Here is a 26,200-nt window from a genome sequence, read left to right on the forward strand (position 1 = left end):
GCCGGGGTTTCGCCCACGATCGCGGAGGGGCCGACCTGCGGCATGTCGCGGTGTCCGCGGCCGGGCAGGGGCCGACTCGCGGCATGTCGCTGTGTCCGCGGACACAGCGGGAGCGGGACGAGATCGTCCCGCTCCCGACTGCCGTGCGTTATGTGAACGGCCCTCCTGGGCCGATGGAGGACGAGCCTCCGCCGCTCCTCCCCTGGTCAACACCCCGCCGAGGCCGAGGTGAGGAGCGCTACGAGCCGCGACGTTAGCGGCCGCCGGACCCGCACACCAGCCTCCACGCTCGATCTTTCCCGGGCTGTGACCAGCGGCGGGTCGGTGATGTCGCGATTGGCGGAATTGCCCGCCCTGGTCGGCGTGGGCGCTCCCCCGTTCGGCCGCCGGGACCGACCGGTCGGCCCCCTCGGTGTCAGGTCGTCGAATCCTCGTCGCCCGGGCTGACCAGCACCACCCGGCGTCGGCGGGCGAGCAGCAGCAGCACCCCACCGGCGAGCAGCACCCCGGCCCCGACGACCCCGATCAGCACGGCCGGCGCGCCGGTCACCGGCAGGCCGCCGTCGGCACCGCCGGTGCCACCGCCCTGACCGTCGCCGTGGCTCGGGGTGGGCGCGGGCGTCGGCGCCCCGGTGTCGCTCGGCTTCGGGCTGGGGCTGGGGGTGGCCGGCTTCGGCTTGGCGAGCAGCACCGCGAAGTCGTCGGTGTTGTCGGTGGGGTCGAAGTCCCGCACCTCCTCGGCGTCGAGCGCGCGCAGGTAGCCGGGAAGCGTCGACCGGCTGAGGCCGCCCCGATCGGCCGGCAGCTCATCCAGCGCCCAGACGGCCACCTGACCGCCGGTGAGCCGGGCCGGCACCGGCACCTCCGCCGAGACCTTGACCGGGAAGACACCGACCACCCCCTCGCGCGGGGCGAGCTGCGGCAGGGCCGAGCGGCACTCGGCGGTACGCCGGTCGGGCGTGTAGGTGCACTCCTTGAGGTTGTCGGTGAAGGTGACCCCCTCGGGGAGGCGGACCGCGACGCCGAGCCCGCCGGCCACCCGGTTGCCCTGGTTGACGATGTCCGCGTACACCAGGGTCTCGGTGCCCGGCTTGAGCGGCGGGGCCTCGGCGTCCTGCTCCGGCGTGCTGGGCCAGGTGAGTTGCCGGGTGACGTCCGGCGCGAGGACGCCGAGGTCCACCCCGCTCTCCTCGCTGACCTCGACCCCGAAGGTCGCCGAGTTGTTGCCGGGCGTGGTGTCCTCCGGTGCGGCGACGCTGAGGGTGAACTCGGCGTACGCGGTCACCGAATCGAAGTCCATCCGACCCACGACGAACGGGAACTCGAGGGTGCCGCCCGGACCCGGGATCTGGTCCTGGGGCACCGGGCAGGTCACCACCGTGCCGTACTGGTTGGACGTGCAGTCCGGCCAGGCGGGCTGGACCATCAGGTACTGGAAGGGGACCTGGCTGCGGTCCAGGGTGACCACCAGACGCGACGGCGTACCGGGACCGTTGTTGCGGATCCGGGCGAATCCGGTCTTGACGTAGGTGTCGACGGTCAGCCGGCCGCCGGAGAAGCTGACCACCTCAAGGTCGGTCGCGGTGCCGGCGGCCTGCGCCGGCGCCGCCGGCACGAGCAGCCCGCCGGCGGCGAGCAGCGCCGCCGCCGCGGTACGCAGAAGTCTGTGGGCGCGGTTCATTCGGTCCCCGTCGGTAGGTGGGTACGGAAACGTACCGACGGGACGATAACGGGTTTCGACCTCGGGCGATGCCCCGTGGCTCGCGGGTCAGTTGGCCTCGACCAGGGGCAGCGACCGGCCGACTCCGCCGCCGGGCAGGGCGATCGACGAGAAGTGCGAGACCACCCGCTCGTCGCTCGGGTCGTCGGCCGGGGTCCAGTGCACGGCCAGCCGGTGGTAGAGCGTGTCCCGCTGGGCCGAAATCCGGCCGGCGGTGCGGATCATGCCGATCAGCTCGTGCAGGTTGGAGCGGTGCCGGGCGCCGGCCGAGGAGATGACGTTCTCCTCCAGCATGATCGAGCCCAGGTCGTCCACGCCCATGTGCAGGGCGAGCTGGCCGACGTCCTTGCCGGTGGTCAGCCAGGACGCCTGCAGGTGAGGCACGGTCTCGAAGAAGAGCCGGGCCACCGCGACCAGCCGCAGGTATTCCAGGGTGGTGGCCTGGGTGCGCCCCTTGAGGTGGTTGTTCTCCGGCTGGTACGTCCACGGGATGAACGCCCGGAAGCCCTGGGTGCGGTCCTGCACGTCGCGGATCATCCGCAGGTGCTCGATCCGCTCGGCGGCGGTCTCGCCGGTGCCCATCATCATGGTGGCGGTCGACTCGACCCCCTGCCGGTGGGCCAGCTCCATGACCTCCAGCCACCGCTCGCCGGACTCCTTGAGCGGGGCGATCGCCTTGCGCGGGCGCTCGGGCAGCATCTCGGCGCCGGCGCCGGCGATCGAGTCCAGCCCGGCGGCCTTGATCCGGGCGATGGCCTCGTCCAGGCTCACCCCGGAGACCTTGGCCATGTGCAGGATCTCGCTCGGGCCGATCGAGTGGATGGCCAGCTGCGGGTAGGCCTTCTTGACCGAGGAGAAGAGCTCCTCGTAGTACTCCACGCCGTAGTCGGGGTGGTGCCCGCCCTGGAGCATGACCTGGGTGGCGCCCAGCTCGACCGCCTCGCCGCAGCGCCGCAGGATCTCCTCGGTGGGGTGGGTCCACCCCTCCTTGTGCTTGGGCGCGCGGTAGAAGGCGCAGAACTTGCACGCCGTCACGCAGACGTTCGTGTAGTTGATGTTGCGGTCGATCAGGTAGGTGACGACGTTGTCCGGGTAGCGCCGTCGGCGCACCGCGTCGGCCGCCTCGCCCAGGGCGTGGAAGGGCGCCTCGGTGTAGAGCAGCAGGGCCTCCTCGGGCGTGATCCGCCCGCCGTCCGCGCCGCGCTGCAGGATGTCGTCGATCTCCCGGCTCACCGTCACGCCCCCGAGCCTACGTCGGCCGTCCCGTCCGGACGACGAGCGGCCACCCCGATGTGACGTCTCCGGCGTGGGGCGGAGGCGGCCGACACCCTCCGTCACGTCGACGCCGCGGCTCACCCTCACCCGCCAACCTTTGCTCTGCTGCCTCATCCGCAACAGTCACCCGCGGTAGGACGTGTCCCCGCCTCGATCCCGCCGGACCATCCCAGGAATTCCTGCTCAGGCCACGTGTTGCCTCCGCGGCAGCAGAGCAAAGGCGGCGATGGGGGTGGTCGGGGCCAGCCCGGCGATCACCTGGAGTCACGTCCGCGCCCAACGGGCCCCGGAGTCACGCGTCGTAGTCGACCGTCAGCCTGTCGGTGGTCGGGCTGGACTGGCAGGTCAGCACGTAGCCCGCCGCGACCTCGTCCGGCTCCAGCGCGTAGTTGCGGGCCATCGTGACCTCGCCCACCACCACCTTGGCCTTGCAGGTCGAGCAGACCCCGCCCTTGCAGGCGTACGGCAGCTCGCCGCGGACCTTCAGCGCGGCGTCCAGCACCCGCTCGTCCGGGCCCATGGTGAAGGTCGACGACCGTCCGTCCAGCACGATCGTCACCTCGGCGCCGGACCCGGGCTCGTCGCCGGGACGGCGCACCGGCTCCGGCGGCGCGTCGACGTGGAACAGCTCGGTGCGCACCGCCGACTCCGGCAGCCCGCGCGCGGTCAGCACCGCCTTGACGTCCAGCACCATCGCGTACGGGCCGCAGAGGAACCATTCCTCGACGGCGTCCCCGGGCACCACCGTCTCCAGCAGCCGGGTCAGCCGGTCGGCGTCGATCCGCCCGCTGAGCAGCGGCGACTCGCCCTGCTCCCGGGAGAGCACGTGCACCAGGTGCAGCCGGGTCGGGTACCGGTCCTTCAGGTCGGCCAGCTCCTCGGCGAACATCACCGTGTTCGCCGTGCGGTTGCCGTACACCAGGGTGAAGGTGCTGGCCGGCTCGACGGCCAGCGCGGTCGCGACCAGCGACAGCACCGGGGTGATGCCGGAACCGGCGACCACCGCGCCGTAGCGCCGGGCCCGGTCCGGCGCGAACGCGGTGGTGAAGTGCCCCAGCGGCGGCAGCACCTCCACGGTGTCGCCGTGCCGCAGCGCGCCGCAGGCGAACGCGGAGAAGGCACCGCCGGGAATCTCCCGCACCCCGATCCGCAGCCGGCCGTGCCGGGCCAGGTCGCCGGGGGTCGAGCAGATCGAGTACGACCGCCGCACGTCCTCCCCGTTCGCCCCGCCGGAGCCGGGGAGCCGCACGGTCAGGTGCTGACCGGCGGAGAACGCGAAGGTCCCCCGCAGCTCCTCGGGCACGGCGAAGGTGATGGCGACGGCGTCGTCGGTCAACCGGTCGACGGCCGTCACGCTCAGCGGGTGGAAGGCCGGCCGGCGACGGACCGGGCGGGTGATGGTGACAGTCACAGCGCCTTCACATGGTCGAAGGGTTCGAAGCAGGAGCGGCAGCGCCACAGCGCCTTGCACGCGGTGGAGCCGAAGCGGCTGACCTGCTCGGTCTCGGGCGAGCCGCAGCGCGGGCAGCGCACCGCGAGGGTCAGCGGCACCACGGTGCCGACCCGCGCCGGGGCGGGTGGGGCGATGCCGGCGGCGGTCAGCTTGGCCCGGCCGGTCTCGGAGATCCAGTCGGTGCTCCAGGCCGGGCTGTAGACCGTGCGTACCTCCGCCTCCGGGTGACCGGCCGCGGCGAGCGCCCGGCGGATGTCGGCGCGGATCACGTCCATCGCCGGGCAGCCGGTGTAGGTGGGGGTGATGGTCACGACCACCCGGCCGGTGGCCGGGTCCTCGTCGACCGACCGCAGGATGCCCAGCTCGTCGATGGTGATGACCCGGATCTCCGGGTCCACCACCGCCGCCACGGCGTCCCTGGCGTCGGTCACCAGCGCGCTCCGGGGTGGGCCCGGTGCAGCACCTGCATCTCGGCGAGCAGGAACGACAGGTGCTCGGTGTGCACGCCGGCCCGGCCGCCGCCCGGCGCCCAGCCGTCGGCCGGCCGGGTCAGCGTCGCCTCGTCCAGCACGTCGGCGACGGTGGCGTCGAAGTCGGCCCGCAGGGTGGCCGGGTCGACCGGCGCCGCCGGGTCCGCCGCGAACAGCTCGTGCACGTACGGCCAGACCTCGTCCACCGCGGCCTGCATGCGCCGGTGCGACTCCTCGGTGCCGTCGCCGAGCCGCTTCACCCAGAGCGCGGCGTGGTCCAGGTGGTACGCCGACTCCTTGCGGGCCTTCGCCCCGATCGCGGCCAGCCGCTCGTCGGCGCACCCGGCCAACGCGGCGTAGAGCGGCAGCTGGTACGCCGACAGGAAGAACAGCTTGGCCATGGTGACCGCGAAGTCGCCGTTGGGCAGCTCGACCAGCAGGCAGTTGCGGAACTGCCGGTCGTCGCGCAGGTACGCCAGCGCGTCCTCGTCCCGGCCGGCGCCCTCCAGCTCACCCGCGTACGTGAGCAGCAGGCGGGCCGCGCCGAGCTGGTCGAGGGCGATGTTGGCCAGCGCGATGTCCTCCTCCATCTCCGGCGCGCGGGAGGTCCACTCGCCGAGCCGCTGCGCCGCGATCAACGCGTCGTCGCCGAGGCCGAGGGCGAACTCGAAGTGCGTCCCGGTCACAGGTGGGCCACCCCGTCCGGAACCTCGTAGAACGTCGGGTGCCGGTAGACCTTGTCGGCGGCCGGGTCGAAGAAGGCGTCCTTCTCGTCCGGGCTGGACGCGGTGATCGCGCTCGCCGGCACCACCCAGATCGACACGCCCTCCTGGCGGCGGGTGTAGACGTCCCGGGCGTTGCGCAGCGCCAGCTCGGCGTCGGGGGCGTGCAGGCTGCCCACGTGGGTGTGCGACAGCCCGCGCCGGGCCCGGACGAAGACCTCCCAGAGCGGCGAGGTTTCCTTGCTCATGCGGCGACCTTCTCCTTCTTCTCCGCCCGCTTGGCGGCGTACGCCGCGGCGGCCTCCCGGACCCAGGCGCCCTCGGTGTGGGCGCGGCGCCGGTGCTCCATCCGCTGCCGGTTGCACGGGCCGTTGCCCTTGATCACCTGCATCAGCTCGTCGTAGTCGGGCTGGGTGTAGTCGTACGCCTGCCGCTCGTCGTTCCAGCGCAGGTCGGGATCGGGCAGGGTCAGCCCGAGCACCTCGGCCTGGCCGACGCACATGTCCACGAAGCGCTGGCGCAGCTCGTCGTTGGAGAAGCGCTTGATCTTCCAGGCCATCGACTTCGCCGAGTGGGTCGAGTCGGCGTCCGGCGGGCCGAACATCGCCAGCGACGGGTACCACCAGCGGTCCACCGCGTCCTGCGCCATCGCCTTCTGGCCCTCGGTGCCGTGCGCCAGGGTGTGCAGGATCTCGTAGCCCTGCCGCTGGTGGAACGACTCCTCCTTGCAGACCCGGATCATCGCCCGCGCGTACGGCCCGTACGAGCAGCGGCAGAGCGGCACCTGGTTGACGATCGCGGCGCCGTCCACCAGCCAGCCGATCGCGCCCACGTCGGCCCAGGTGAGGGTGGGGTAGTTGAAGATCGAGCTGTACTTCTGCCGGCCGGACAGCAGCAGCTCGACCAGCTCGTCGCGGTCGATGCCGAGGGTCTCCGCGGCGGCGTACAGGTAGAGGCCGTGACCGGCCTCGTCCTGCACCTTGGCCAGCAGGATCGCCTTGCGCTTCAGCGACGGGGCCCGGCTGATCCAGTTGCCCTCCGGCTGCATGCCGATGATCTCGGAGTGCGCGTGCTGGGCGATCTGCCGGATGAGCGTGCGGCGGTAGTCGTCCGGCATCCAGTCGCGCGGCTCGATCTTCTGGTCCGCCTCGATCACGTCGGCGAAGTAGGCGTCGAGGTCCTCGCCGGGGGCGGCCCCGGAGCGCCGGGCCCGGGCCGCCGCCTCGCGCAGCGCCGCCTCGGCGGCCTCGACCTCACCGAGCAGGCCGCCGCCGGGCGGGTCGTCCGGGGCGGAGAAGTCGTTGCCATACATGCAGACAGTGTTACAGCTCGACGATCGGCACGCCAGAGGCGTGTAACAGGATTCCGGTGACCGGAACCGCTGGGAGGCCGGGAACCCCGCGGGGCTCCGGAGCGGCCGGCCGCTGTGACCTCGACCACTTTTCAAAGATGAATCCTCCCAAGCGCGGCAAAGCCGCTCTTTTTCCCGTGCTCCGGGCCCTCCCAGGCGCGTCGGACACTGGCGCGTCGCCCGTCCGGACGTAGACTTTCGGCCCAGAACGATCGGCACCTGACGATCGCCAGCCCGGCGAAGGCCGCGTCCCCCGGCCGGTCAGGCCGCAGATTCGCCACAGCCGCCGGTCCCCCCGGCCCCGACATCTGGAGTTCACCCGCTCATGCGACCTCGCATGACCCTGGCGCTGGCCGCGGCCGCCCTGCTCGCGGGCGGCGTCGCGGTGGCTCCCACCGCGTACGCCCGGCTGGTCGGCGACGACGTCGTCACCGGCAACGGCGCCGCGGACCGGGTGGCCGTGCCGCAGAGCACGGTGACCGGCCCGGCCACCCTGGCCGCCGGCCCGGTCGCGGTGGACTTCGACGGCGAGTTCTTCTCCTGGGCGCTGCTGGACCGCACGTCCGGCGGGATCTCCGGCGCGACGAACATGACGTCGACCAGCTCCACCGAGTCGATGATCAAAATCTGGTTCGCCTCGGACTACCTGCGCGGGCTCGGCGACCAGGAGCCGCCCGAGGAGATGCGGCAGAACGTGGTCACCGCGATCCGGGACAGCAACGACGACGCGGCCAACGCCCTCTACAAGGCGGCCGGCGGCGCCGCCACCATCGACCGGATGATCTCCACCTGCGGGCTGACCGACACCCACCCCGGCACCGTGCGCGGCTACCTCGGTTGGTGGAGCTTCACCCAGATGTCCCCCCGCGACGCGGTACGCCTCGGCGACTGCGTCGCCGGCGGCCGGGCCGCCGGGCCGAAGTGGACCGGATTCGTGCTGGACGAGATGTCGAAGGTCCGCGGCTCGGTGGCGGACCAGCAGAAGCGTTTCGGTGGTGGTCGATGGGGCATCATCGACGGGTTGCCCCCGTCGATCACCGATCGGACCCGGGTCAGCATCAAGAACGGCTGGACCCCGTTGCAGTACGACGGCAACTGGCACGTCAACTGCCTCGCCGTGACCGACAAGTGGAGCCTCGCAGTGATGATGCGGTACCCGACCGAACAGGGCCTGACGTACGGCGCGAAGGTCTGCGCCAGCGTGGCCACCCAGTTGGTGGCCGCGCAGCCGGCCGCCACACCGACGGCGTCGCCCACCCCGGCCGGGAAGCTCTGATGGCCGGCACCCGGCGCGCCCCCCGGCGGCGCAACCGGAACTCACCGCTGCTGTTCGTGGCGGTCGTCATCACTCTGGTCGGGGTGGCGCTGGTCTCGCTGCGGCTGATGCCCGGCTCCCCGCTCGCCACCGCCGCCGCGCCGAGCTGGTCCGGCTCGACGCCGGACCGGTCCACCGGGGCGCCCACCAACCGCAGCTCGCGCCCCTCGCCGACGCCGTCGCCCACCCCGTCGCTGGAGCCGCTGCCGTTCCAGGCCCGCTCGCTGGCCAGCCTCGGCATCAAGGGCTGGTACTCGTGGAGCGTGCTGGACACCCGTACCGGCGCCATCATCGGTTCGAAGAACATGGCGCAGACCAGCACCACCGCCTCGATGATCAAGTCGTGGATCGTGGCCGACTACCTGCGCCGCACCGCCGAGCAGGGCAAGACGCCGAGCGACGCCCGGCTCGCCGACGCCCGACTGGTCATCCGGGACAGCGACAACACCCGCGCCGAGCAGTTCTACAACCTGGTCGGACGGAGCCCGTCGATCAAGCGACTGATCTCGACCTGCGGCCTGACCGACAGCAAGCCGGCCGCCGACGGCGGCTGGAGCCGGACCAACCTCTCGCCCCGCGACACCGCCCGGATGGGGCTTTGCATCTCCGACGGCCGGGCCGCCGGGCCGAAGTGGACCAAGTGGCTGCTCAACGAGATGCGGCAGGTCAACGCCCCCGGCGACTTCGGCATCCGCAAGGCGTTCCCGGCCGCCGAGCGGAAGACCATCGCGATCAAGAACGGCTGGATCGACCGGCAGCGCGAGCAGGAGATCCACATCAACTGCCTGGCCATCGGCGACACCTGGACGATGGGCGTGATGGTCCGCTACCCGATCGGCCTGGGCTACGACTACGGCATGCAGAACTGCCAGCGCATCACCAAGGCCCTGCTTCGCCCGGCGGTCTGAGCCCCGACCGGTCCCGCGGCGGTCTGCGCCCCGACGACCGGGTGCCCGGCCGGCTGCGGCCGGTGGAGACGATCCGGGCCAGCGGGGTGAGCCCGACCCGGCGGAATCGGGCGGTCAGCCGGCGAAGAACTTCGGGCCGCCCTCGGGCAGCGCCGGGACCTCGCCCATCGCGGCGGCCCGGCGGGCGAACTCGCGCAGCCCGGCCACCTGGCGCTCGCCGAGCGAGAAGTCCAGCGTCCGGAAGTAGGTGGCCAGCGTCGCCGCGTCGAACGGCTCCCAGCGGGCGGCCGCCTCGGCCACCTGGTCCAGCTCGGCGAGGCAGAGGTCACGGGAGCGCAGGAACGCCTCGTGCACCTCCTTGACCAGGCCCGGGTGGGCGGCGGCGAAGTCCCGGCGGACCGCCCAGACGGCGAAGACCATGGGCAGCCCGGTCCAGTCCCGCCAGGCCTGCCCGAGGTCGGTGACCGCCAGCCCACGGCGGGGCGCCTCGTAGAGCGCGCGCAGCGCGACGTCGCCGATCAGCACCCCGGCATCCGCCTCCAGCAGCATCTGGGTCAGGTCGGGCGGGCAGCGGAAGTACTCCGGCCGCACCCCGTACCGCTCGGCCAGCAGCAACTGCGCGAGCAGCACCCCGGTACGCGAGGTCGAGCCCAGCGCCACCCGGGCGCCGTCCAGCTCGGCCAGCGGCTTCGTGGAGACCACGTTTACCGAGAGCACCGGCCCGTCGCTGCCGACGGCCAGGTCGGGCAGGAGCAGCAGCTCGTCGGCGTGCCGCAGGTATTCCACGTGGGAGATGGGGCCGATGTCCAGATCGCCGGCGACCAGCGCCGCGCTCAGCCGGTCCGGCGAGTCCTTGTGCAGGTCGACGTCGATGAGCGCACCGGAGCGCATCAGCCCCCAGTAGATCGGCAGGCAGTTCAGGAACTGGATGTGCCCGACCCGGGGGCGCGCGACGCGATCGACCATGGCCCGACCGTATCCCTGCCGGGAGGCGCCGGCTCACCGGGCGGTCCACCGAGTGGCGAACTCCGCATCCGCCCCGTCCCGCACCGCCGGGATCCCGGGGGCTCCCGCCGGGGCCACCGCCCGCTCCGACACCCGCGCCGCCCGACCGGTCGGGAGTCCCCCGGCCCGCCGGACGGCCCGCACGACGAACGGCACGAACGTCGCCACCACCAGCAGGCCGGCCACCCCGAGGCCGGCGATCACCGGCCGGGGCGGCAACACGGTCAGCAGCGCGCCGCCGATCAGGTAGCCGGTCATCGAGCCGCCCTGCACCGCCGCGCCGTTCACCGCGTACGCCCGACCGCGCGCCGCCTCCGGCACCCGCCGGGCGGTGAGCAGGTTGGCGAAGACGTTGTCGCCGCCGTTCGCCGCCCCGCCGACCAGCCAGAGCGGGATCAGGAACCCGGCCGCCGGGACGAACGCGGCGCACACCACCATCAGCGCGCAGCCGCCCAGGGTGGTGAGCACCCCGTAGACCAGCGCGCCGTCGTCGCTGAGCCGGCCGGCCAGCCGGGCGGCGAGCCAGCTCCCCGGCAGCATGCCCGCCATCCAGGCCGCGCCGACCAGGCCGTACATGGTGGTCGAGGAGGACAGCGTCTCGCGGATGAAGAACACCTCGACCACGTTGATGCCGCCGATCGCGGTGATCACCGATGCGGTGGTGACCACCATGGCCAGCATCAGCGGGTCCCGGCGCAGCCGCCACGCCGGCGCCGGGCCACCCGTCGTGGTGCCGGTGGCGGCGGGCCGCCGGCCGCCCCGGCGGGTGCGCAGCAGCAGGCCCGCGCCGACCAGGGCCAGGTAGCTCACGGCGTCCAGCAGCAGCGGCACCCGGGTGCCGAACTGGCCGACCAGCAGGCCGGCGAGCGCCGGTCCGCCGAGCGCGCCGAGTGAGACCGCGGTCTGGTGGATCGCGCTGGCCCGGGGCAGGTCCGCCCGCCGGACCATGGTCGGCAGCAGCGCCGCCAGGCAGGGCTGGGTCACCGCCAGGCCGCAGGCGAGCAGGCCGACCAGGGCCACGATGAGGACCGGGTGTTCGGCGTACGCGAGCAGCAGGCAGATCCCGGACTGGAGTACGCCCACCGTGATCAGCAGCGTGCGACTGTCCCACCGGTCGGCGAGCCGCCCGGTCAGCGGCGCGAGCAGCACCAGCGGGAGGGTGGCGGCGAGGAGCAGTCCGGAGACGGCGAGCCCGCCGGCGCCCGCGCCCTGGAGGGCCAGCGCGAGGGCGGTGGCGGCGAGGAACTCGCCGCAGATCGTGGTGCCGCGGGTGATCGCGGCGATCCACACGTCGGACCAGCGCGAGCCGTCAGTTGTGAAGGACATACTTCGAAAATAATCCTTCACAACTGATCGACACAAGACCTACGGCAGCGGCAGCACCTTGTACTGGGCGGCCACCGGGCGCGCCCCCGCCGGAGCGGCACCGCGCCGGTCCCGCTGGCGGTACGGGGCGAACAGCGCCAGCACCCGCTCGTTCAACTCGGCCAACTCGGCGGCCGTGAGCAGCAGGACGGTGTCGCTGAACAGCGTCGCCTGGTACCACTCGGGCGACTCGTCACTGGCGCGCCGGAACCACTCCCGGGTCCGCTCGGCGTCCCGGGCCAGGTGCGCCTCGACCAACGCCACCTCGGCGGCGCGCGCCTCCGGGCCGGCCGCCTGGCCGGCGTCGACGACAAAGCCCCGGCCGGCGCTGCGCCAGACCCGCTCCCGCGCGTCCCCCCGGCTGGCCGCCTGCTCGACCAGCCCCGACCTGGCCAGCTCCCGCAGGTGGTAGCTGGTCGCGCTCGGCGACAGGCCGACGATCTCCGCGCACTCGGTGGCGGTCGCGCCGCCGTCGAGCGTGCTCAGATAATCCATGATCGAGATCCGGGCCGGATGGGCCAGCGCGCGCATCACCCGCGGGTCGCTGATCGTCACCCGGCGCGACTCCCCACGCGCCTCCGTCATACCCCCATGATCCCGCCCCCGCCGCGCCACCGCGAAATTCTGTGGAAGCACGGAGCGCCGTCGACTAACGTTGACGACCGCCTGACGGCCGGGGTGAGACAGCACCGCAGCGGACGTCCCGCGCCGGGCGCCGGCCATCCGCCCCGGAGACGCGAGCGAGCAGCGAGCCATCCGTGAGGATTCATCGTGTCCCCAACCGATCTCGACACCGACCTCCAGGCCGAACGCGCCCACCTGGCCGCCTCCCGCGCCGCCCTGCGCCGGATGCGCGAGCGGGCCGAGGCCCTCTTCGCCACCGGCGACAAGGTGGCCGGCGACGCGTACACCGCCGAACAGCTCGGCCGGCACATGGCCCGGCGGGTCGAGGAGCTGGCCGACGATCCGACCACCCCGCTCTTCTTCGGCCGGCTGGACTTCGGCGCGCATGATCCGGACCACGCCGGGCGGGAGTACCACGTCGGGCGGCGGCACGTCACCGACGACCTGGGCGAGCCACTGGTGCTGGACTGGCGGGCCCCGGTCTCCCGGTCGTTCTACCGGGCCAGCGCCCGGGACCCGCAGGGCGTCGCCGTCCGGCGCCGGTTCGGCTTCAGCACCGGGGTGCTGACCAGTTTCGAGGACGAGCACCTGGACCGGGGCGAGGAGCTGGGCACCGCCAGCCGGATCCTCACCGCCGAGATCGAGCGGCCCCGGGTGGGGCCGATGCGGGACATCGTCGCCACCATCCAGCCGGAGCAGGACGAGCTGGTCCGGGCCGAGCTGGCCGACTCGATCTGCGTGCAGGGCGCGCCGGGCACCGGCAAGACGGCGGTCGGGCTGCACCGGGCCGCGTACCTGCTCTATCTGCACCGGGAACGGCTGCGCCGGTCCGGGGTGCTGATCGTCGGGCCGAACCGGGCGTTCCTGTCCTACATCGCGGCGGTGCTGCCCGCGCTCGGCGAGGTCGAGGTCGAGCAGGCGACGGTGGAGGACCTGATCGCCCGGGTGCCGGTCCGCGCGGTCGAGGATCCGGCGGTGGCGGCGCTCAAGCACGACGTACGGATGGCCGAGCTGCTGCGCCGGGCGGTCGACGCGCACATCGCCGCCCCCACCGAGCCGATCATGGTGTCGGACGGCTCGTTCCGCTGGCGGATCGGCCTGGACCCGCTGCACCGGCTGGTCGAGGAGACCCGTGCCGAGGGCCTGCCCTACGCCACCGGCCGCGAACGGGTCCGGGCCCGGGTGGTGGGGCTGCTGCAACGCCAGGCCGAGGCGCGGCGGGCGGAGTCCCCGAGCGACGCCTGGCTGCGCCGGATGGGCAAGGCCAAGCCGGTGACCACGTTCCTCGACGCGGTCTGGCCGGCGCTCACCCCGGACGGGCTGCTGCACCTGCTCTGGGCCGACGCCGACTTCCTCGCCGCGGCGGCCGACGGGCTGCTCACCGCCGAGGAGCAGGCGCTGCTGCGCGGCGCCGCCGCCCCGGGCGACCGAGCGGCGGACAACCAGGCGGCGGGCGACCAGGCGACCGGCGGCCGGGCGGTGGGCGACCGGGCGGCGGCCCGGCGGGGTCGGGCGACGCGGGGCACCGCGCTCGGCCGCACCCCGAAGGCGACCCGGTGGACGGCCGCCGACGCGGTGCTGATCGACGAGGCGGCCGGGCTGATCGAGCGGCCGGGCGGCTTCGGGCACGTGGTGGTGGACGAGGCGCAGGACCTCTCCCCCATGCAGTGCCGGGCCATCGCCCGGCGCAGCGAGCACGGCTCGATCACGCTGCTCGGCGACCTGGCCCAGGGCACCGCCCCGTGGGCCGCCCGGGACTGGCGGGAGACCCTGGCCCACCTGGGCAAGCCGGACGCGGTGGTGGTCCCGCTCAGCGTCGGCTTCCGGGTGCCGGCCGTCGTGGTGGCGTTCGCGAACCGGCTGCTGCCGGCGCTCGCCGTGGACGTACCCCCGGCCGAGTCGCTGCGCCACGACGGGACGCTTGACGTGCGTACCGTCGAGGAGTTGGCGGCGGCCACGGTGGCCGAGGTCCGGGCGGCGCTGGCGCACGACGGCTCGGTGGGGGTGATCGCCGCGGACGACGAGGTGGACCGACTCCGGGCGGCGCTCGCCGACGCGGGCGTGGCGACCGCGACCGCCGACGACGTCGAGGCCGCGGCGCGGGTCACCGTGGTGCCGGCGACACTGGTGAAGGGCCTGGAGTACGACCACGTGGTGGTCGTCGAGCCGGCCGCGATCGTGGCCGCCGAGCCGCGCGGGCTGCACCGGCTGTACGTGGTGCTGACCCGGGCGGTCTCCCGCCTCACCGTGCTGCACACCACCCCCCTCCCCACCCCGCTCGGGTGAAAGGAGGGTGCCCTTGTTAACGCATTCTGTATAGGAAGGGCCCCCTCCTAACACCCCTCGCCGGTGGCGCGGACGGCTGCGGGTGGCGGTGGGGCGCTACAACGGTGGGCGGCACACTCGACGGACCGCAACCCCGCAGGGAGCCGCCATGATCCTCGCGCGCGCCGAGCAGGTCACCCGCCGGTACGGCGACGTCATCGCCCTGGACGGGGTCGACCTGGCGGTCCGGGCCGGCGAGGTGGTCGGCCTGCTCGGGCCGAACGGCGCCGGCAAGAGCACCCTGATCAACCTGCTGGTCGGCCTGCGCAAGCCGTCCGCCGGCCGGGTCGAGTTGTTCGGCGGGGACCCGCGCGACGCGGCGTCGCGGCGCGCCCTGGGGGTCACCCCGCAGGAGACCGGGCTGCCCGGCACGCTGCGGGTCGGCGAGGTGGTCGACTTCGTCGCCGCGCACTTCCCCGACCCGGTGCCCCGCGCCGAGCTGCTCGACCGGTTCGACCTCGCCGACCAGGTACGCCGGCAGACCGGCGGGCTCTCCGGTGGCCAGCGTCGCCGGCTCGCGGTGGCGCTGGCCTTCGTCGGCCGGCCCCGCCTGGTGGTCCTCGACGAGCCGACGACCGGCCTGGACGTGGCGGCCCGGCACACCCTGTGGGAGGCCGTCCGCGCGTTCCACGCCGAGGGCGGGACCGTGCTGCTCAGCAGCCACTACCTGGAGGAGGTGGAGGCACTGGCGCAGCGGGTGGTGGTGATCGGCCGGGGTCGGGTGCTCGCCGACGACACGGTGGACGCGGTCCGCGGCATGGTGGGCGTACGCCGGGTCAGCCTGACCGCCGACCAGCTGCCGGAACTGCCCGGGGTGGTCAGCGCGACGCGGACCGACGGGCGTACCCACCTGCTCACCACCGACGCCGACCAGCTGGTCCGCGACCTGGTCGCCGCCGGGGTGGCGTTCCGCGACCTGGAGGTGCGGCCCACGTCGCTGGAGGAGGCGTTCCTCGCCATCACCGAGGGCGACCCGACGCCGTCCACCGCCACCGCCACCGCCTGAGGAGATTCGACGTGCGGCTCACCCTGCTCCACGCCCGCTACCAGTTGCTGGAGATCCTCCGGGTCCCGATCGCGGTGGTCGGCAGCATGTTCTTCCCCGCCGCGGCGATGCTCTTCTTCGTGGTGCCGTTCGCCGGGGACGATCCGGTCGGCGCCACCTACGCCACCGCCGCGATGGTCACCTTCGCGGTGCTCAGCGCCAACGTCTTCCAGTACGGCATCGGGGTGGCCGAGGACCGCGACCAGCCGTGGAACCCGTACACCCGGACCCTGCCGGCCGGGCCCGGCCCGCGGCTGGCCGGCCGGATCCTGGCCGGCCTGGCGCTTACCTACCTGGCGATGCTGCCGGTGGTGGTGATCGCGGCGGTGGCCACCGCGGCCCGGGTGAGCGCGGCGCAGTTCCTGCTCGGCGCGCTCGGCGTCGCCGTGGTGTCGGTGCCGTTCACGCTGCTCGGGCTCGCGATCGGCTACTCGCTGCCGAGCAAGGCGGCGATCGTGGTGGCGCAGGTGATCTTCTTCCCGCTGGCATTCGGCGGCGGGCTGCTCTCCGCGCCGGACGACGCGCCCGGGTTCGTCAAGGTGATCGCGCCGTACCTGCCCAGCCGGGGCGCGGTGGAGCTGATGTGGACGGCGGTCACCGACTGGCGTCCCGACCCGGTGGCGCTCGGCATGCTCGGCGGTTGGATCGTGGCGCTGGCCGGGCTGGCCGGGTGGGCGTACCGGCGGGACGAGGGCCGCCGATTCACCTGACCTTTTGTCCGATTCCTCCGCGCCCGACCTGCCGGCGATGCCACGATGCCGGCAGGGCGTGCCGTCCGGGCCGCCCTCGGCCGAAAGGGGTAATCGTGAGCGCCATCGAGCCCGGCACGCCCTGCTGGGCCGACCTGGCCACCCCCGACCTGGCCGGCACGACCCGCTTCTACTCCGAGCTGTTCGACTGGACCGGGCGGGTGGCGCCGCAACCGGAGGCGGGCGGCTACACCACGTTTCTCCGCAACGGCCGGGCCGTCGCCGGGGCCGGCCCGCCGGCCACCGCCGACCAGGTGCCGATCTGGTCGACGTACGTCGCCACCGACGACGCCGACCTGGCGGCCACCCGGGTCGAGGCGGCCGGCGGTCAGGTGCTGATCGCCCCGTTCGACGTCTTCGACCAGGGCCGGATGGGGGTGTTCACCGACCCGGCGGGCGCGGTGTTCAGCGTCTGGCAGCCGATGCGGATGCGCGGGGCTGAGCTGTTCGACGCCCCCGGGGCGATGTGCTGGAACGAGCTGGTCAGCCCCGATCCGGAGGGCGCGAAGGTCTTCTACGAGCTGGTCTTCGGCTGGCATCCGGAGAGTCAGCCGGCGGACGGGACCGAGTACACCCGCTGGCGGTGCGGGGCACGCATCGTGGCCGGGATGATGCCGCCGCTCGGCGACGGCTACCCGGACGACCTGCCGGCGTACTGGTCGGTGTTCTTCGCGGTTACCGACGCGGACGCCAGCGCGGCCCGCGCCGCCGAGCTGGGCGGCACGATCCTGGTCCCGCCCCGGGACACGGCGCGCGGCCGTACCGCCGCGCTGCGCGACCCGACCGGCGCGCTCTTCTCGGTCACCGCCCTCACCCGCTGACCCCGCACCTCGCCCGGCGGGCGCGGCGGAAGTGTTAACAGGGGGCCCTTCCTATACAGAATGCGTTAACAAGGGCACCCTCCTTCTACCTCGGCCGCACCGGCACCACCAACGGCCCGTGCTCGCCGCGCACGACCCGGACGTGCGCCCGGTAGTGGCTGGCGAGCAGTTCCTCGGTGAGCACCTCGGCCGGCGGGCCGGCCGCGACCACCCGCCCGGCGGCGAGCAGCACCAGCCGGTCGGCGTACTCGCCGGCGACGGAGAGGTCGTGCATGGTGGCGAGCACGGTCAGGCCGTGCTCCCGGCGGAGTTGGTCGACCAGCTCCAGCACCTCCTGCTGGTGGCCGATGTCCAGCGCGCTGGTCGGCTCGTCGAGCAGCAGCAGGGTGGCGCCCTGGGCGAGCGCCCGGGCCAGGAAGACCCGCTGCCGCTCGCCGCCGGAGAGGGTGGCCAGCTCCCGGCCGTGGAAGGCGGCCAGGTCCAGCCGGTCCAGCACGTCGTGCACGGCGGCCAGGTCGGCGGCCGACTCCCGGCCCAGCGGCGGGATGTACGGGGTGCGCCCGAGCAGGACGTAGTCCAGCACCGACATGCCGGCGGGCACCGCCGGGGACTGGGCGACGGTGGCCACCACTCGGGCCCGCTCGCGCGGTTTCAGGGCCCGCAGCGGCGTACCGAAGAGGGAGACCGCGGCTCCGGCGGGCAGCAGGCCGCCGACGGCGCGCAGCAGGGTCGACTTGCCGGCGCCGTTCGGGCCGATCACGGTGACCCATTCGCCGGCCGCGACGGTGAGGTCGACCCCGGCCAGGATCGGCGCGCCGTCCAGGGTCACCCGCAGGTCCCGCACCTCGACGGCGGCGGTCACGGGAACACCCGCCGGGCGGTGCGCAGGACCAGCACGAAGAACGGGCCGCCGAGCAGCGCGGTGACCACGCCGATGGGGATCTCCTGCGGGGCGGCGGCGGTCCGGGCCACCACGTCGGTGAGCGCCAGGAAGGCGCCGCCGAAGAGCATGGACAGCGGCAGCACCACCCGGTAGCTGGAGCCGGCCAGCATCCGTACGGTGTGCGGCACGATGATGCCGACGAAGCCGATAAGCCCGGAGGCGGAGACCGCCGCGGCGGTGCCCAGCGAGGCGGCGGCGATCAGCAGGTAGCGGGAGCGTTGCGGGTGCAGGCCGAGGCTGGTGGCCTCGTCGTCGCCGAGGGAGAGCACGTCCAGCTCCCGCCGGTGCAGCAGCACCACCACGGCGGTGATCAGGAAGTACGGCAGCACCAGCCGGACGTCGGACCAGCCGGCGGTGGCCAGCCGGCCGAGCAGCCAGGAGTAGACCGGCTGGATGGTGTCGGCGTGCCGTTGCAGCAGGTAGGTCTGGCCGGCGGAGAGGAAGGCGGAGACCGCCACCCCGGCCAGGATCAGCGTGGCCGGCGAGCGGTCCCGGCCGCCGGCCGCCCCGAGCAGGTAGGTCAGCGCCACCGCCCCGAGGGAGCCGGCGAAGGCGGCCAGCGGGACGGTCAGCGACATCCCGGTGAACCCCTCGGCGTTGGCCCCGAGGACGATCGCGACGGTCACCGCCAGCCCGGCGCCGGCCGCCACGCCCAGCAGGTACGGGTCGGCCAGCGGGTTGCGGAACACCCCCTGGTACGCGCCGCCGGCCAGCGCCAGCAGCGCACCGACCAGCAGCCCGAGCACCGCCCGGGGCAGCCGCAGCTCGGTGACGATGACGGCCTCGCTCGCGGTCAGCCCGCTGTCCAGGTGCACCCCGGGCAGCAGGTTGAGCAGCTCGACGGCGACGCTGCCGGGCGGCAGGCTGACCGGGCCCAGCGAGACGCCGGCGAGCAGCGCGACCAGCACCGCGCCGACCCCGACGGCGAGCCAGCGCGGGCGCAGCCCGGCCGGCCGGGGCGCGGCGGGGCGCGTCCCGGCCGGCCGGACGGGTGTCACGGTGGTCACCGGTGGGCCGTCACGCCGGCACCTTGGCGACCGCGTCGACGATCGCCCGGACGTGGTCGACGACGCGCGGGCCCCAGCGCGAGGCGATGTCGTCGTCGAGCGGGACGACCTGGTTGTTCTTGACCGCGCTGAGGCCGGCCCAGCCGCTGCGGGCCTGGACCGCCGCCGGCGTCTGCTGGCAGCACTTCGTGTCGGCCAGGAAGATCAGGTCGGGGTCGGCCTTGACGATCACTTCCTGGGACAGCTGCGGGTAGCCGGCCGCCTTGCCGTCGGCGTCCGACGGGTCGGCGATGTTCTCCAGGCCGGCCAGGGTGTAGAGCGAGCCGATGAAGGTGTTGCTGGTGGCGGTGTAGAGCTCGGGGCCCAGCTCGTGGAAGTAGGTCAGCTTCGCCGACCGCTGCGGCAGGTCCTTGACCAGCTTGGCGATGTCGTCCTTCATCCGCTGGGTGAGGTCGGCGGCCTCGGTCGGGTGGCCAGTGATCGTGCCCAGGTCGGTGAGCTGCTGGTAGGTGTCGTCAAGCGTCTTGGCCGCCGGGGTCTGGAAGACCGGGATCTTCAGCTTGGCGAGCTGGTCGACGATCTTGTTCCGGTCGTCGGAGAGCACCACCAGGTCGGGGGCCTTGCCGGCGATCGCCTCGGCGTTGGGCTGGAACGCGGAGAGGTCGCTCTTCGGCGCCTCGGCCGGGTAGTTCGACTGGTCGTCGACGGCGGTGACCTGCGGGCCGGCGCCGATCGCGAAGAGCATCTCGGTCGCCGTCGGCGACAGCGAGACGATCTTCTCGGGCCGCTTCTCCAGGGTCAGGTCGCCGACGGTGGCGGGGAAGCTGGCGGCGGGGGCGTCGCCGCCGGCCGCGGGGGTGGGGTCGGCGGCCTTCTCGGCGCAGCCGCCGAGGGTCAGCGCGGCGGCCGCGAGCAGGGCGGTGAGCACCCGGGGGGTACGTCTGGACATCGGTCCTCCTGTCGGTCGAGGAGCGTGGTGCTTCGCCGACAGGACTGCTGAGGCCGCCCGTCCGCGAGGCGCCCTTCCTCGAGAGCGCGTGTCGCGACCGCGCCGCAGGCGACCTGGCTCGTCCGCACCGCCGCCGGCCAGGGCCGGTGCGATGGGACATCACAGTTGCGGGACAGCGCCGGTTTCTCACCGGCTTCGCTGCGGAACGGTCGGTAGCACGGTAGCGCACGCCCGGAGACCGACAGGGGGTGGCGGGGCCCCGGTGGGGGCGGGCCGGGGCCCCGCCTCGGGGTTACGAACTGGTGATGGTGACGTTGTCCACAGCCGCCTCGACCAGGCTGGCGGTGGACGCGTCGGCCGCCTCGACCTGGATCCGGACGGACTGGCCGGCGTACGGGGTGAGGTTGAGGTTCGACACGGTCCAGGCGCCGTTGCGGTTGGTGGCCGCCCCGGCGACGTTGAGCAGGGTGGTGGTGCCACCGTTGTGCAGCACGCTGACCCGGAAGTAGTCGGCCGACGACGAGTTCGACCCGTGCGCCAGATACCAGGCCAGCGACAGGGTGAGGGTGCCGGTCGAGGGCAGGGTCACCGCGGGTGACCGGGCGCTGGTCACCCCGCCGTCGACGTCGTAGTCACCCGCCGCGGTGCCGGCCAGCCGGCCGGTGACCAGGTCGTTGCTGCCCGCGTACGGGGTGAGCTGCTTGGCCCCCGACGAGGTGGTGGCCTGCGCGGCGCCGCGTTCGAACTGGCCGGAGGTGGCGGTGTCGGTGCCGGCCGGGTTGATCGTCCAGCCGGTCGCCGTCTCGAAGGTGTCCGACCAGACCGTGCTGCCGCCGCCGGTGCCGCAGTACTGCGCCTGCTTGCCGATCGCCCGGTACGGGCAGTCGGCGTACTCGGAGAGGATCAGCACCGCCTCCCGGTTGCGGGAGGTCTGCGCGGGGATCACCTCGTCGGGCGGGTAGAAGCCGCCGCCGCTGGCCGAGCCCGGGTACATCTCGAAGGTGTACGCCCAGATGCCGTGCACCCCCCACATCCAGTCGATGCTGGTGCCGTCGGCGATGTAGAGGTCGCTGGACTGCTCCGGGGTGTAGCTGTTGGTGGCCGCCATCTGCCGGCCGATGGTGGCGAAGGTGCTGTTCTGGTCGGCGTTCATGCCGGTGGCGGTGTCGCTGTAGGTGTAGCCGTACGGCCAGAGCACCAGCTGCGAGTAGGTGTGGAAGTCGATGTTCGCCTTGATCTGCTGCACCCCGCCGACCACCCGGCTGTTGACGAAGTTGCGCAGCGCAGACGTCTCCGGGGCGGAGAAGGCGGACGGGCCGCGGTAGGTGTCCGACGAGGTGGTGCCGGACGAGCCGCCGCAGCAGCCCCACTGGTACGACCAGTTCCGGTTCAGGTCGGTGCCCACGTTCGAGGAGCCGCTGTTGGGCTGCCGGTTCTTCCGCCACGACCGGTACGAGCCGGTGGCGATGTCGTACTCGCTGCCGTCCGGGTTGACGGTGGGCACGATCCAGATCTCCCGGGAGTTCACGATGTTGGTGATCCGGGAGTCGCTGCCGTAGCTGTCGGTGAAGAGGTTGAGCAGGTAGATCGCCATCTCGACGGTCAGGTGCTCGCGGGCGTGCTGCTGGGCGTTGAAGAGGATCTCCGGCTCGTTCTCGTCGGTGCCGACGTTGTCGGAGATCTTCACCGCCATCAGGTCGCGGCCCTCGTACGAGGTGCCGATGCTGATCTTTCGGGCGATGGCCGGGTGGTCGGCGACCGCCTGGTTCACCACGGCGGTCAGCTCGGCGTAGTCGTGGTAGTTGGAATCGGCCGGCGGGAAGGCGAGGGTGCCGACGTCGCCGTCGGCCCGCCGGTCCGGCGTGGCCTCCCGCTCCAGGGTGAAGCCGAGGCGGGCGATGGCGGCGGCCTCGGCCCGGGTGGCCGAGACGTGCAGCTTGCCGTGCTCGACGAAGTCGACGGACGCGCCGGTCCGGGCGACGGCGTCCCGGTCGGCGAGGGTGCGCGGACCGATGACGCGGTAGCCGACGGCGGCCGGTTCGGCGGACCGGTCCGACGCGGGCCGCGCGGCGGCGGGGGTGGCGGCGACACTGACGACGCCGAGCCCGGCGACGACGAGCAGCGCCAGCCGCCGGCGAAGGGTGGACGTGCGGAGGGCCATGGAAAACCTCCTCGGGGTACGGGAGATCCCGTTGTGCGCACACTCCACCAGGAGACCCCTCGCCAGATCAATATCCATCACTGTCTGGGGGCATCCCGACCGGATCCTCACTTCGGCAACAATTTTCCTCGCCCGAACCTCTGGCGAAAGTTCCCTCCGGGCGCGACAGTGAACGGCAAGAATGCCTCAGCCTGTGGAGCTGCCATGGTCACGAACCCGATGCGCACGGCGACCCTCGCCGGCCTGACCGCGCTCACCCTGCTCGCCACCACCGTGCCGGCCCACGCCGGCAACAACCTGCCGGTGGCCGGGCACGACGAGCAGATCACCTACCAGGACTGGTCCAGCCACCCCGACTGGCGTACCGGTGAGCACCGCGGCACGTACGCCGTCCCCGGCCACCGCACCGGGATCACCATCGGCCGCCCGGCCGGCACCACCGAGTTCACCGACGAACACAGCGGCACCACCCGCACCTGGGAGTACGCCACCTGGACCTCGCCCGAGCGGCAGATCGGCTTCGACGCCACCGAGCTGGTCGCCTCCTGGAACGCGGACACCCCGGCCGGCACCTGGATCCAGGTGGAGCTGCACGGGACGTACAACACCGGCGCGCAGACCCCCTGGTTCGTGCTGGGCCGCTGGGCCTCCGGCGACCAGGACGTCAAGCGGGCCACCCTGGATGGCCAGGGCGACCCCTGGTCGAGCATCTGGACCGACACCTTCGCCATCGACGACGCCGAGGCCGGCGTGCTGCTGCGCTCGTACCAGCTGCGGCTGACCCTCTACCGGGCGCCCGGGCAGACCGCCTCGCCCCGGGTCCGGATGCTCGGCGCGATGAGCTCCAACGTGCCGGACCGGTTCACCGTCACGCCCAGCAAGGGCGGCATCGCCTGGGGCACCGAACTGCCCGTGCCGGCCCGCTCCCAGATGATCCACCGGGGCAACTACCCGGAGTGGGGCGGCGGCGGCCAGGTCTGGTGCAGCCCCACCTCGACCACCATGGTCCTGGAGTACTACGGGCGCGGCCCCAGCCCCGCCGACCTGGCCTGGGTCACCCCCGGCTACACCGACCCGCAGGTCGCCCACGCCGCCCGGATGACCTGGGACTACGAGTACGAGGGCGCCGGCAACTGGCCGTTCAACACCGCGTACGCGGCCAGCTTCCCGGGCATCGACGCCAAGGTGACCCGGCTGCACTCGCTGGACGAGGTGGAACGGTTCATCAAGGCCGGCATCCCCGTCGTCACCTCGCAGTCCTTCCTGGCCGAGGAGCTGGACGGCTCGAACTACGGCACCTCCGGCCACCTGTTCGTGGTGGTCGGCTTCACCGCCGACGGGGACGTGATCGTCAACGACCCCGCCTCGTCGTCGAACGCCGAGGTGCGCAACGTGTACCAGCGCGAGCAGTTCGAGCAGATCTGGCTGCGCACCAAGCGCTACCGGGCCAACGGCACGGTGGCCGGCGGCTCCGGCGGCATCGCCTACCTGATCAAGCCCACCAACCGGCCCTGGCCGCACGTCCCCGGCTCCACCAACTGGTGAGGTGAAAGGAGGGGGCCCTTGTTAACGCATTTTGCATAGGAGGGGCCCCCTATTAACACCCCACGCCGGGGGTCAGCTTCGGCGGTCCTCGGGCTCGTTCCCGGCCGGCTGGTCGTCGCCGGCCAGCGCGGAGCGCAACCGCTCCTTGTCCGCCCGGCGGCGGGCCGCCGACTCGGCCATCTCACCGGCCATCTCGTCCCGCCAGCCACGCAGCAGGAAGAACGAGAGCGCGGCGGAGAACACCAGCGCCACCATCAGCCGCAGGAACATGTTCATGTCGACGAACCAGAGGGCCGCCAGCACGGCGACGAACAGCCCGATCCGGCCCAGCGTGTACTTGACCGCCGCGCTCACGTTCCACCACTCCGTTCGTTCCGCCCGGCACAGCGCCGGGCACGTGTTCAGCCGGTCCGTCGGGCCAGCCAGTGCACACCGCGGAACCAGAGCACCGCGTACACCACGGTGAACCCGGCCGCGGCGAGCCCGCCGGTGGCCAGCGGCGCCAGGCCGCCGGCCAGCCCGGCCAGCAGCAGCCCGGCGACCACCGCGAGCGCCGCGGCGACCAGCGCCGCGACCACCCGGGCCGCGCCGAACTCCCAGGCCCGGAAGTCGTCCCAGAACAGCCAGGCCGGCAGGATGACCGCCAGCCAGCCGTTGGTGTGCCCGAACGAGCCGGCGCCCAGCCCGGCGAAGGCCCAGTCGAAGAGCACCAGCGCCAGCATGCCGATCAGCCAGCCGGCGAGGCTGATCCCGAGCAGGTCGCCCAGGGTGAGGACGCGTCCCTCGGCGTCCCGGCGGGGGAAGGCGCTTCGCTGCTCACTCATGACGGTACGAGGGTACGCGAGGCCCCGCCCCCGCCCTGGCAGGGCCGTCAGCCGCCGGTGCGGCTCAGCCAGCCCTCGGCCACGGCCCGCCGGCGCGCCGCCCAGCGCAGCGCCACCCCGGCGCCGACCAGCGCGCCACCGGCCAGCAGGAAGCCGCCCACGGCCACCCCGGTACGCGGCAGCACCCCACCGCCACCTCCCGGCGGGGTGCCCGCCGAACCGGTCGGCATCGGGGTGCCCGGGCCGGTCGGGTCGGGGGTGCCGGGGGCCGGCGACGGGTCGCCGGGGGTGGGCGACGGGGTGCCGGGCGTCGGCGACGGGTCGCCGGGCGTCGCGGACGGGGTGGCGCCTGGCTTGGGACCGATCGAGACGCCGATCCGGACCGTGGCCTTGGTGCTGCCCGCCGGTGCCGGCGCGGTGACGGCCGCCCCGGCGGGTGACCCCAGGGCGAGCAACGGCACCGCGGCCAGGGCCGCCACGGCGGTGGTGACCGCGCCGAGCAGGCGGCGGGTGGCCACGCTGGTGACCCGGCCAGCGCTCACCGGCCGACCCGCTCGGGCTGCCGGGCTGGCGCGGCCGGCGCGTCGAGTGCCGTCACCAGTCGGCGGGAGCGGCGCAGCCACAGCCGGTACGCCACCACGGCGAGCACCAGGACCAGCAGTCCGAGCAGCGCCCACGGCACGGCGACCGTCGAGCCGGTGCCGGTGAGCGACGGCAGCGGCCCCTTGGTCGTGGTGGCGTTGAGCACCACGGTGGCGGTGAGCGGTCCGGCCGGTACGACGTGGTCGAACTCCTGCCGGAGCCGGATCTCGGAGTCCGGCAGCACCTCGGCCAGGTCGATCAGGTCCCCGGTGGCCAGCCGTACGCCGAGCGGCCCACTGACCTGGACCCGGGCCTTGCCGGACAGCCGCACGTTGCCGGTGTTGGTGATCCGGTAGGTGACCGCCATCCGTCCGCCGGGCAGCGGCACGATCGGGTTGTCGTAGTCGACCTGCACGCCGGTGACCCCGGCGGCCGGCCGGAGCGGTCCGGCCACCCGAAGGTAGACCCGGGCGGCGATCCGCCGTTCGACCTCGACCCGCTGGCCGTCCTCGCCGACCTGCTGCTCGGTGACCGAGGCGATGATGCCCCCGACGTGGTCACCCGGCGCGGTGCCGGCCGGCACCGCCAGCCGGAAGGACATGTCGGCCCGCTTGCCGGGGGCCAGGGTGGTGCTGGCCCTGGGCAGCCGGATCCAGGCGCCGACCCCGCTGGGCGCCTGGCGGCGCGGCAGCAGCGCGAACCCGCCGTCGAGCGCGGTGAACGCGTCGGTCGGGTAGAGGTCCACCCGGATCGGCCGCGTGCTGAGGTTGCTCACCGAGAACCAGTCGGTGATCTGCTCCTTCGGGGCCAACTCGTAGTCGAACTGCCGGCGGCCCTTGGGCCCGGTGGGGCTGGACGGCACCATCGTCCAGGTCGGGTCGTCGGCGGCGGGCGGGGCGGCGGCGGCCGGCGGCCCGGCGGTCACCGCGGCGGCCGGTGGCGGCACGAGGAGCGTGCCGAGCAGGACCAGGCCGGTGACGAACAGGGCCCGGACGCGTCGTGCGGGGTTGGCGTGGTGGGTCATGTCGGCTCCCGGGAGGG

The 26,200-nt window shown here is 73.5% G+C and carries 25 protein-coding genes and 1 riboswitch; of the genes, 7 read left to right on the top strand and 18 right to left on the bottom strand.

Going from position 1 to position 26,200, the window contains the following annotated elements; translation table 11 throughout:
* Positions 1 to 415 precede the first annotated feature (415 nt).
* The 7 genes from K7640_RS08660 to paaA all read right to left on the bottom strand — a co-directional run bounded on the left by K7640_RS08660 (position 416) and on the right by paaA (position 6,952).
* A complete protein-coding gene (locus K7640_RS08660) occupies positions 416 to 1,681 on the bottom strand; it encodes an LPXTG cell wall anchor domain-containing protein (protein ID WP_222954175.1) in 1,266 nt (421 codons plus the stop codon).
* A gap of 87 nt (positions 1,682 to 1,768) precedes the next feature.
* Complete coding sequence (gene mqnC / locus K7640_RS08665; protein WP_222954176.1) at positions 1,769 to 2,959, bottom strand: cyclic dehypoxanthinyl futalosine synthase; 1,191 nt, start codon at positions 2,957 to 2,959, stop codon at positions 1,769 to 1,771.
* Between the two features lie 328 nt (positions 2,960 to 3,287).
* Positions 3,288 to 4,406 carry a 1,2-phenylacetyl-CoA epoxidase subunit PaaE gene (gene paaE / locus K7640_RS08670; RefSeq protein ID WP_222954177.1) on the bottom strand — a complete coding sequence of 373 codons (1,119 nt, stop codon included), beginning with the start codon at positions 4,404 to 4,406 and terminating at the stop codon, positions 3,288 to 3,290.
* Entirely contained in the window at positions 4,403 to 4,879 is a 477-nt protein-coding gene (gene paaD / locus K7640_RS08675; RefSeq protein WP_222954178.1) for a 1,2-phenylacetyl-CoA epoxidase subunit PaaD, read from the bottom strand. The genes paaE and paaD overlap by 4 nt, the downstream gene beginning before the upstream one ends.
* On the bottom strand, positions 4,876 to 5,604 hold the full coding sequence (paaC, locus tag K7640_RS08680; RefSeq protein WP_222954179.1) for a 1,2-phenylacetyl-CoA epoxidase subunit PaaC: 729 nt from the start codon (positions 5,602 to 5,604) through the stop codon (positions 4,876 to 4,878). The genes paaD and paaC overlap by 4 nt, the downstream gene beginning before the upstream one ends.
* Complete coding sequence (gene paaB / locus K7640_RS08685) at positions 5,601 to 5,888, bottom strand: 1,2-phenylacetyl-CoA epoxidase subunit PaaB (protein ID WP_222954180.1); 288 nt, start codon at positions 5,886 to 5,888, stop codon at positions 5,601 to 5,603. Before paaB ends, paaC begins: the two co-directional genes overlap by 4 nt.
* Positions 5,885 to 6,952 (bottom strand): 1,2-phenylacetyl-CoA epoxidase subunit PaaA, encoded by a 1,068-nt coding sequence (gene paaA, locus K7640_RS08690; protein ID WP_222954181.1) that lies wholly within the window; start codon positions 6,950 to 6,952, stop codon positions 5,885 to 5,887. Before paaA ends, paaB begins: the two co-directional genes overlap by 4 nt.
* 364 nt (positions 6,953 to 7,316) lie before the next feature.
* On the opposite strand from paaA, the gene K7640_RS08695 reads away from it, so the two are divergent.
* Both K7640_RS08695 and K7640_RS08700 read left to right on the top strand, forming a co-directional pair.
* Entirely contained in the window at positions 7,317 to 8,267 is a 951-nt protein-coding gene (locus tag K7640_RS08695; RefSeq protein ID WP_222954182.1) for a hypothetical protein, read from the top strand.
* Positions 8,267 to 9,214 carry a serine hydrolase gene (locus tag K7640_RS08700; protein WP_222954183.1) on the top strand — a complete coding sequence of 316 codons (948 nt, stop codon included), beginning with the start codon at positions 8,267 to 8,269 and terminating at the stop codon, positions 9,212 to 9,214. The genes K7640_RS08695 and K7640_RS08700 overlap by 1 nt, the downstream gene beginning before the upstream one ends.
* 114 nt (positions 9,215 to 9,328) lie before the next feature.
* On the opposite strand, the gene K7640_RS08705 is transcribed toward K7640_RS08700, so the two are convergent.
* The 3 genes from K7640_RS08705 to K7640_RS08715 are packed head-to-tail and all read right to left on the bottom strand — an operon-like array spanning position 9,329 to position 12,169.
* Positions 9,329 to 10,180, bottom strand: coding sequence for a menaquinone biosynthetic enzyme MqnA/MqnD family protein (locus K7640_RS08705; protein WP_222954184.1), 852 nt, complete (start codon positions 10,178 to 10,180; stop codon positions 9,329 to 9,331).
* Positions 10,181 to 10,213: 33 nt separating this feature from the next.
* Positions 10,214 to 11,545 carry an MFS transporter gene (locus K7640_RS08710; protein ID WP_222954185.1) on the bottom strand — a complete coding sequence of 444 codons (1,332 nt, stop codon included), beginning with the start codon at positions 11,543 to 11,545 and terminating at the stop codon, positions 10,214 to 10,216.
* Between the two features lie 39 nt (positions 11,546 to 11,584).
* Positions 11,585 to 12,169 (bottom strand): winged helix-turn-helix domain-containing protein, encoded by a 585-nt coding sequence (locus tag K7640_RS08715; protein ID WP_222954186.1) that lies wholly within the window; start codon positions 12,167 to 12,169, stop codon positions 11,585 to 11,587.
* A 186-nt stretch (positions 12,170 to 12,355) separates the two neighbouring features.
* Between K7640_RS08715 and K7640_RS08720 the strand changes: the two genes are divergently transcribed.
* The 4 genes from K7640_RS08720 to K7640_RS08735 all read left to right on the top strand — a co-directional run bounded on the left by K7640_RS08720 (position 12,356) and on the right by K7640_RS08735 (position 17,148).
* Positions 12,356 to 14,494, top strand: a complete 2,139-nt coding sequence (locus K7640_RS08720; protein ID WP_222954187.1) for an AAA family ATPase — start codon at positions 12,356 to 12,358, stop codon at positions 14,492 to 14,494.
* Positions 14,495 to 14,642: 148 nt separating this feature from the next.
* Positions 14,643 to 15,539, top strand: a complete 897-nt coding sequence (locus K7640_RS30550) for an ABC transporter ATP-binding protein (protein ID WP_222954188.1) — start codon at positions 14,643 to 14,645, stop codon at positions 15,537 to 15,539.
* Between the two features lie 11 nt (positions 15,540 to 15,550).
* On the top strand, positions 15,551 to 16,288 hold the full coding sequence (locus K7640_RS08730) for an ABC transporter permease (RefSeq protein WP_222954189.1): 738 nt from the start codon (positions 15,551 to 15,553) through the stop codon (positions 16,286 to 16,288).
* Between the two features lie 95 nt (positions 16,289 to 16,383).
* Positions 16,384 to 17,148 carry a VOC family protein gene (locus K7640_RS08735; protein ID WP_222954190.1) on the top strand — a complete coding sequence of 255 codons (765 nt, stop codon included), beginning with the start codon at positions 16,384 to 16,386 and terminating at the stop codon, positions 17,146 to 17,148.
* A gap of 85 nt (positions 17,149 to 17,233) precedes the next feature.
* On the opposite strand, the gene K7640_RS08740 is transcribed toward K7640_RS08735, so the two are convergent.
* The 4 genes from K7640_RS08740 to K7640_RS08755 form a co-directional block, all read right to left on the bottom strand.
* Positions 17,234 to 18,010: an ABC transporter ATP-binding protein gene (locus K7640_RS08740; protein ID WP_222954191.1), complete on the bottom strand. Its 777-nt coding sequence runs from the start codon at positions 18,008 to 18,010 to the stop codon at positions 17,234 to 17,236.
* Positions 18,007 to 19,089 carry an iron ABC transporter permease gene (locus K7640_RS08745; protein ID WP_222954361.1) on the bottom strand — a complete coding sequence of 361 codons (1,083 nt, stop codon included), beginning with the start codon at positions 19,087 to 19,089 and terminating at the stop codon, positions 18,007 to 18,009. The genes K7640_RS08740 and K7640_RS08745 overlap by 4 nt, the downstream gene beginning before the upstream one ends.
* Before the next feature lie 19 nt (positions 19,090 to 19,108).
* Positions 19,109 to 20,047 (bottom strand): ABC transporter substrate-binding protein, encoded by a 939-nt coding sequence (locus K7640_RS08750; RefSeq protein ID WP_222954192.1) that lies wholly within the window; start codon positions 20,045 to 20,047, stop codon positions 19,109 to 19,111.
* Positions 20,048 to 20,159: 112 nt separating this feature from the next.
* Positions 20,160 to 20,241: riboswitch (cobalamin riboswitch) on the bottom strand.
* 98 nt (positions 20,242 to 20,339) lie between these two features.
* On the bottom strand, positions 20,340 to 22,208 hold the full coding sequence (locus K7640_RS08755; protein ID WP_222954193.1) for a M14 family zinc carboxypeptidase: 1,869 nt from the start codon (positions 22,206 to 22,208) through the stop codon (positions 20,340 to 20,342).
* Positions 22,209 to 22,412: 204 nt separating this feature from the next.
* Between K7640_RS08755 and K7640_RS08760 the strand changes: the two genes are divergently transcribed.
* Positions 22,413 to 23,753 (top strand): C39 family peptidase, encoded by a 1,341-nt coding sequence (locus K7640_RS08760; protein ID WP_222954194.1) that lies wholly within the window; start codon positions 22,413 to 22,415, stop codon positions 23,751 to 23,753.
* A gap of 72 nt (positions 23,754 to 23,825) precedes the next feature.
* Here the strand turns inward: K7640_RS08760 and K7640_RS08765 are convergent, their stop codons facing one another.
* The 4 genes from K7640_RS08765 to K7640_RS08780 are packed head-to-tail and all read right to left on the bottom strand — an operon-like array spanning position 23,826 to position 26,183.
* Entirely contained in the window at positions 23,826 to 24,107 is a 282-nt protein-coding gene (locus tag K7640_RS08765) for a DUF4229 domain-containing protein (protein WP_222954195.1), read from the bottom strand.
* A 47-nt stretch (positions 24,108 to 24,154) separates the two neighbouring features.
* The gene (locus K7640_RS08770; RefSeq protein ID WP_222954196.1) at positions 24,155 to 24,577 is read right to left on the bottom strand and encodes a hypothetical protein; all 423 of its coding nucleotides are present in this window, start codon (positions 24,575 to 24,577) and stop codon (positions 24,155 to 24,157) included.
* 47 nt (positions 24,578 to 24,624) lie between these two features.
* The gene (locus K7640_RS08775) at positions 24,625 to 25,119 is read right to left on the bottom strand and encodes a hypothetical protein (RefSeq protein WP_222954197.1); all 495 of its coding nucleotides are present in this window, start codon (positions 25,117 to 25,119) and stop codon (positions 24,625 to 24,627) included.
* Positions 25,116 to 26,183, bottom strand: coding sequence for a DUF916 domain-containing protein (locus tag K7640_RS08780; protein ID WP_222954198.1), 1,068 nt, complete (start codon positions 26,181 to 26,183; stop codon positions 25,116 to 25,118). Before K7640_RS08780 ends, K7640_RS08775 begins: the two co-directional genes overlap by 4 nt.
* Between the last annotated feature and the right edge of the window lie 17 nt (positions 26,184 to 26,200).

It is taken from the genome of Micromonospora sp. PLK6-60 (assembly GCF_019890675.1).
Lineage (GTDB): Bacteria > Actinomycetota > Actinomycetes > Mycobacteriales > Micromonosporaceae > Micromonospora.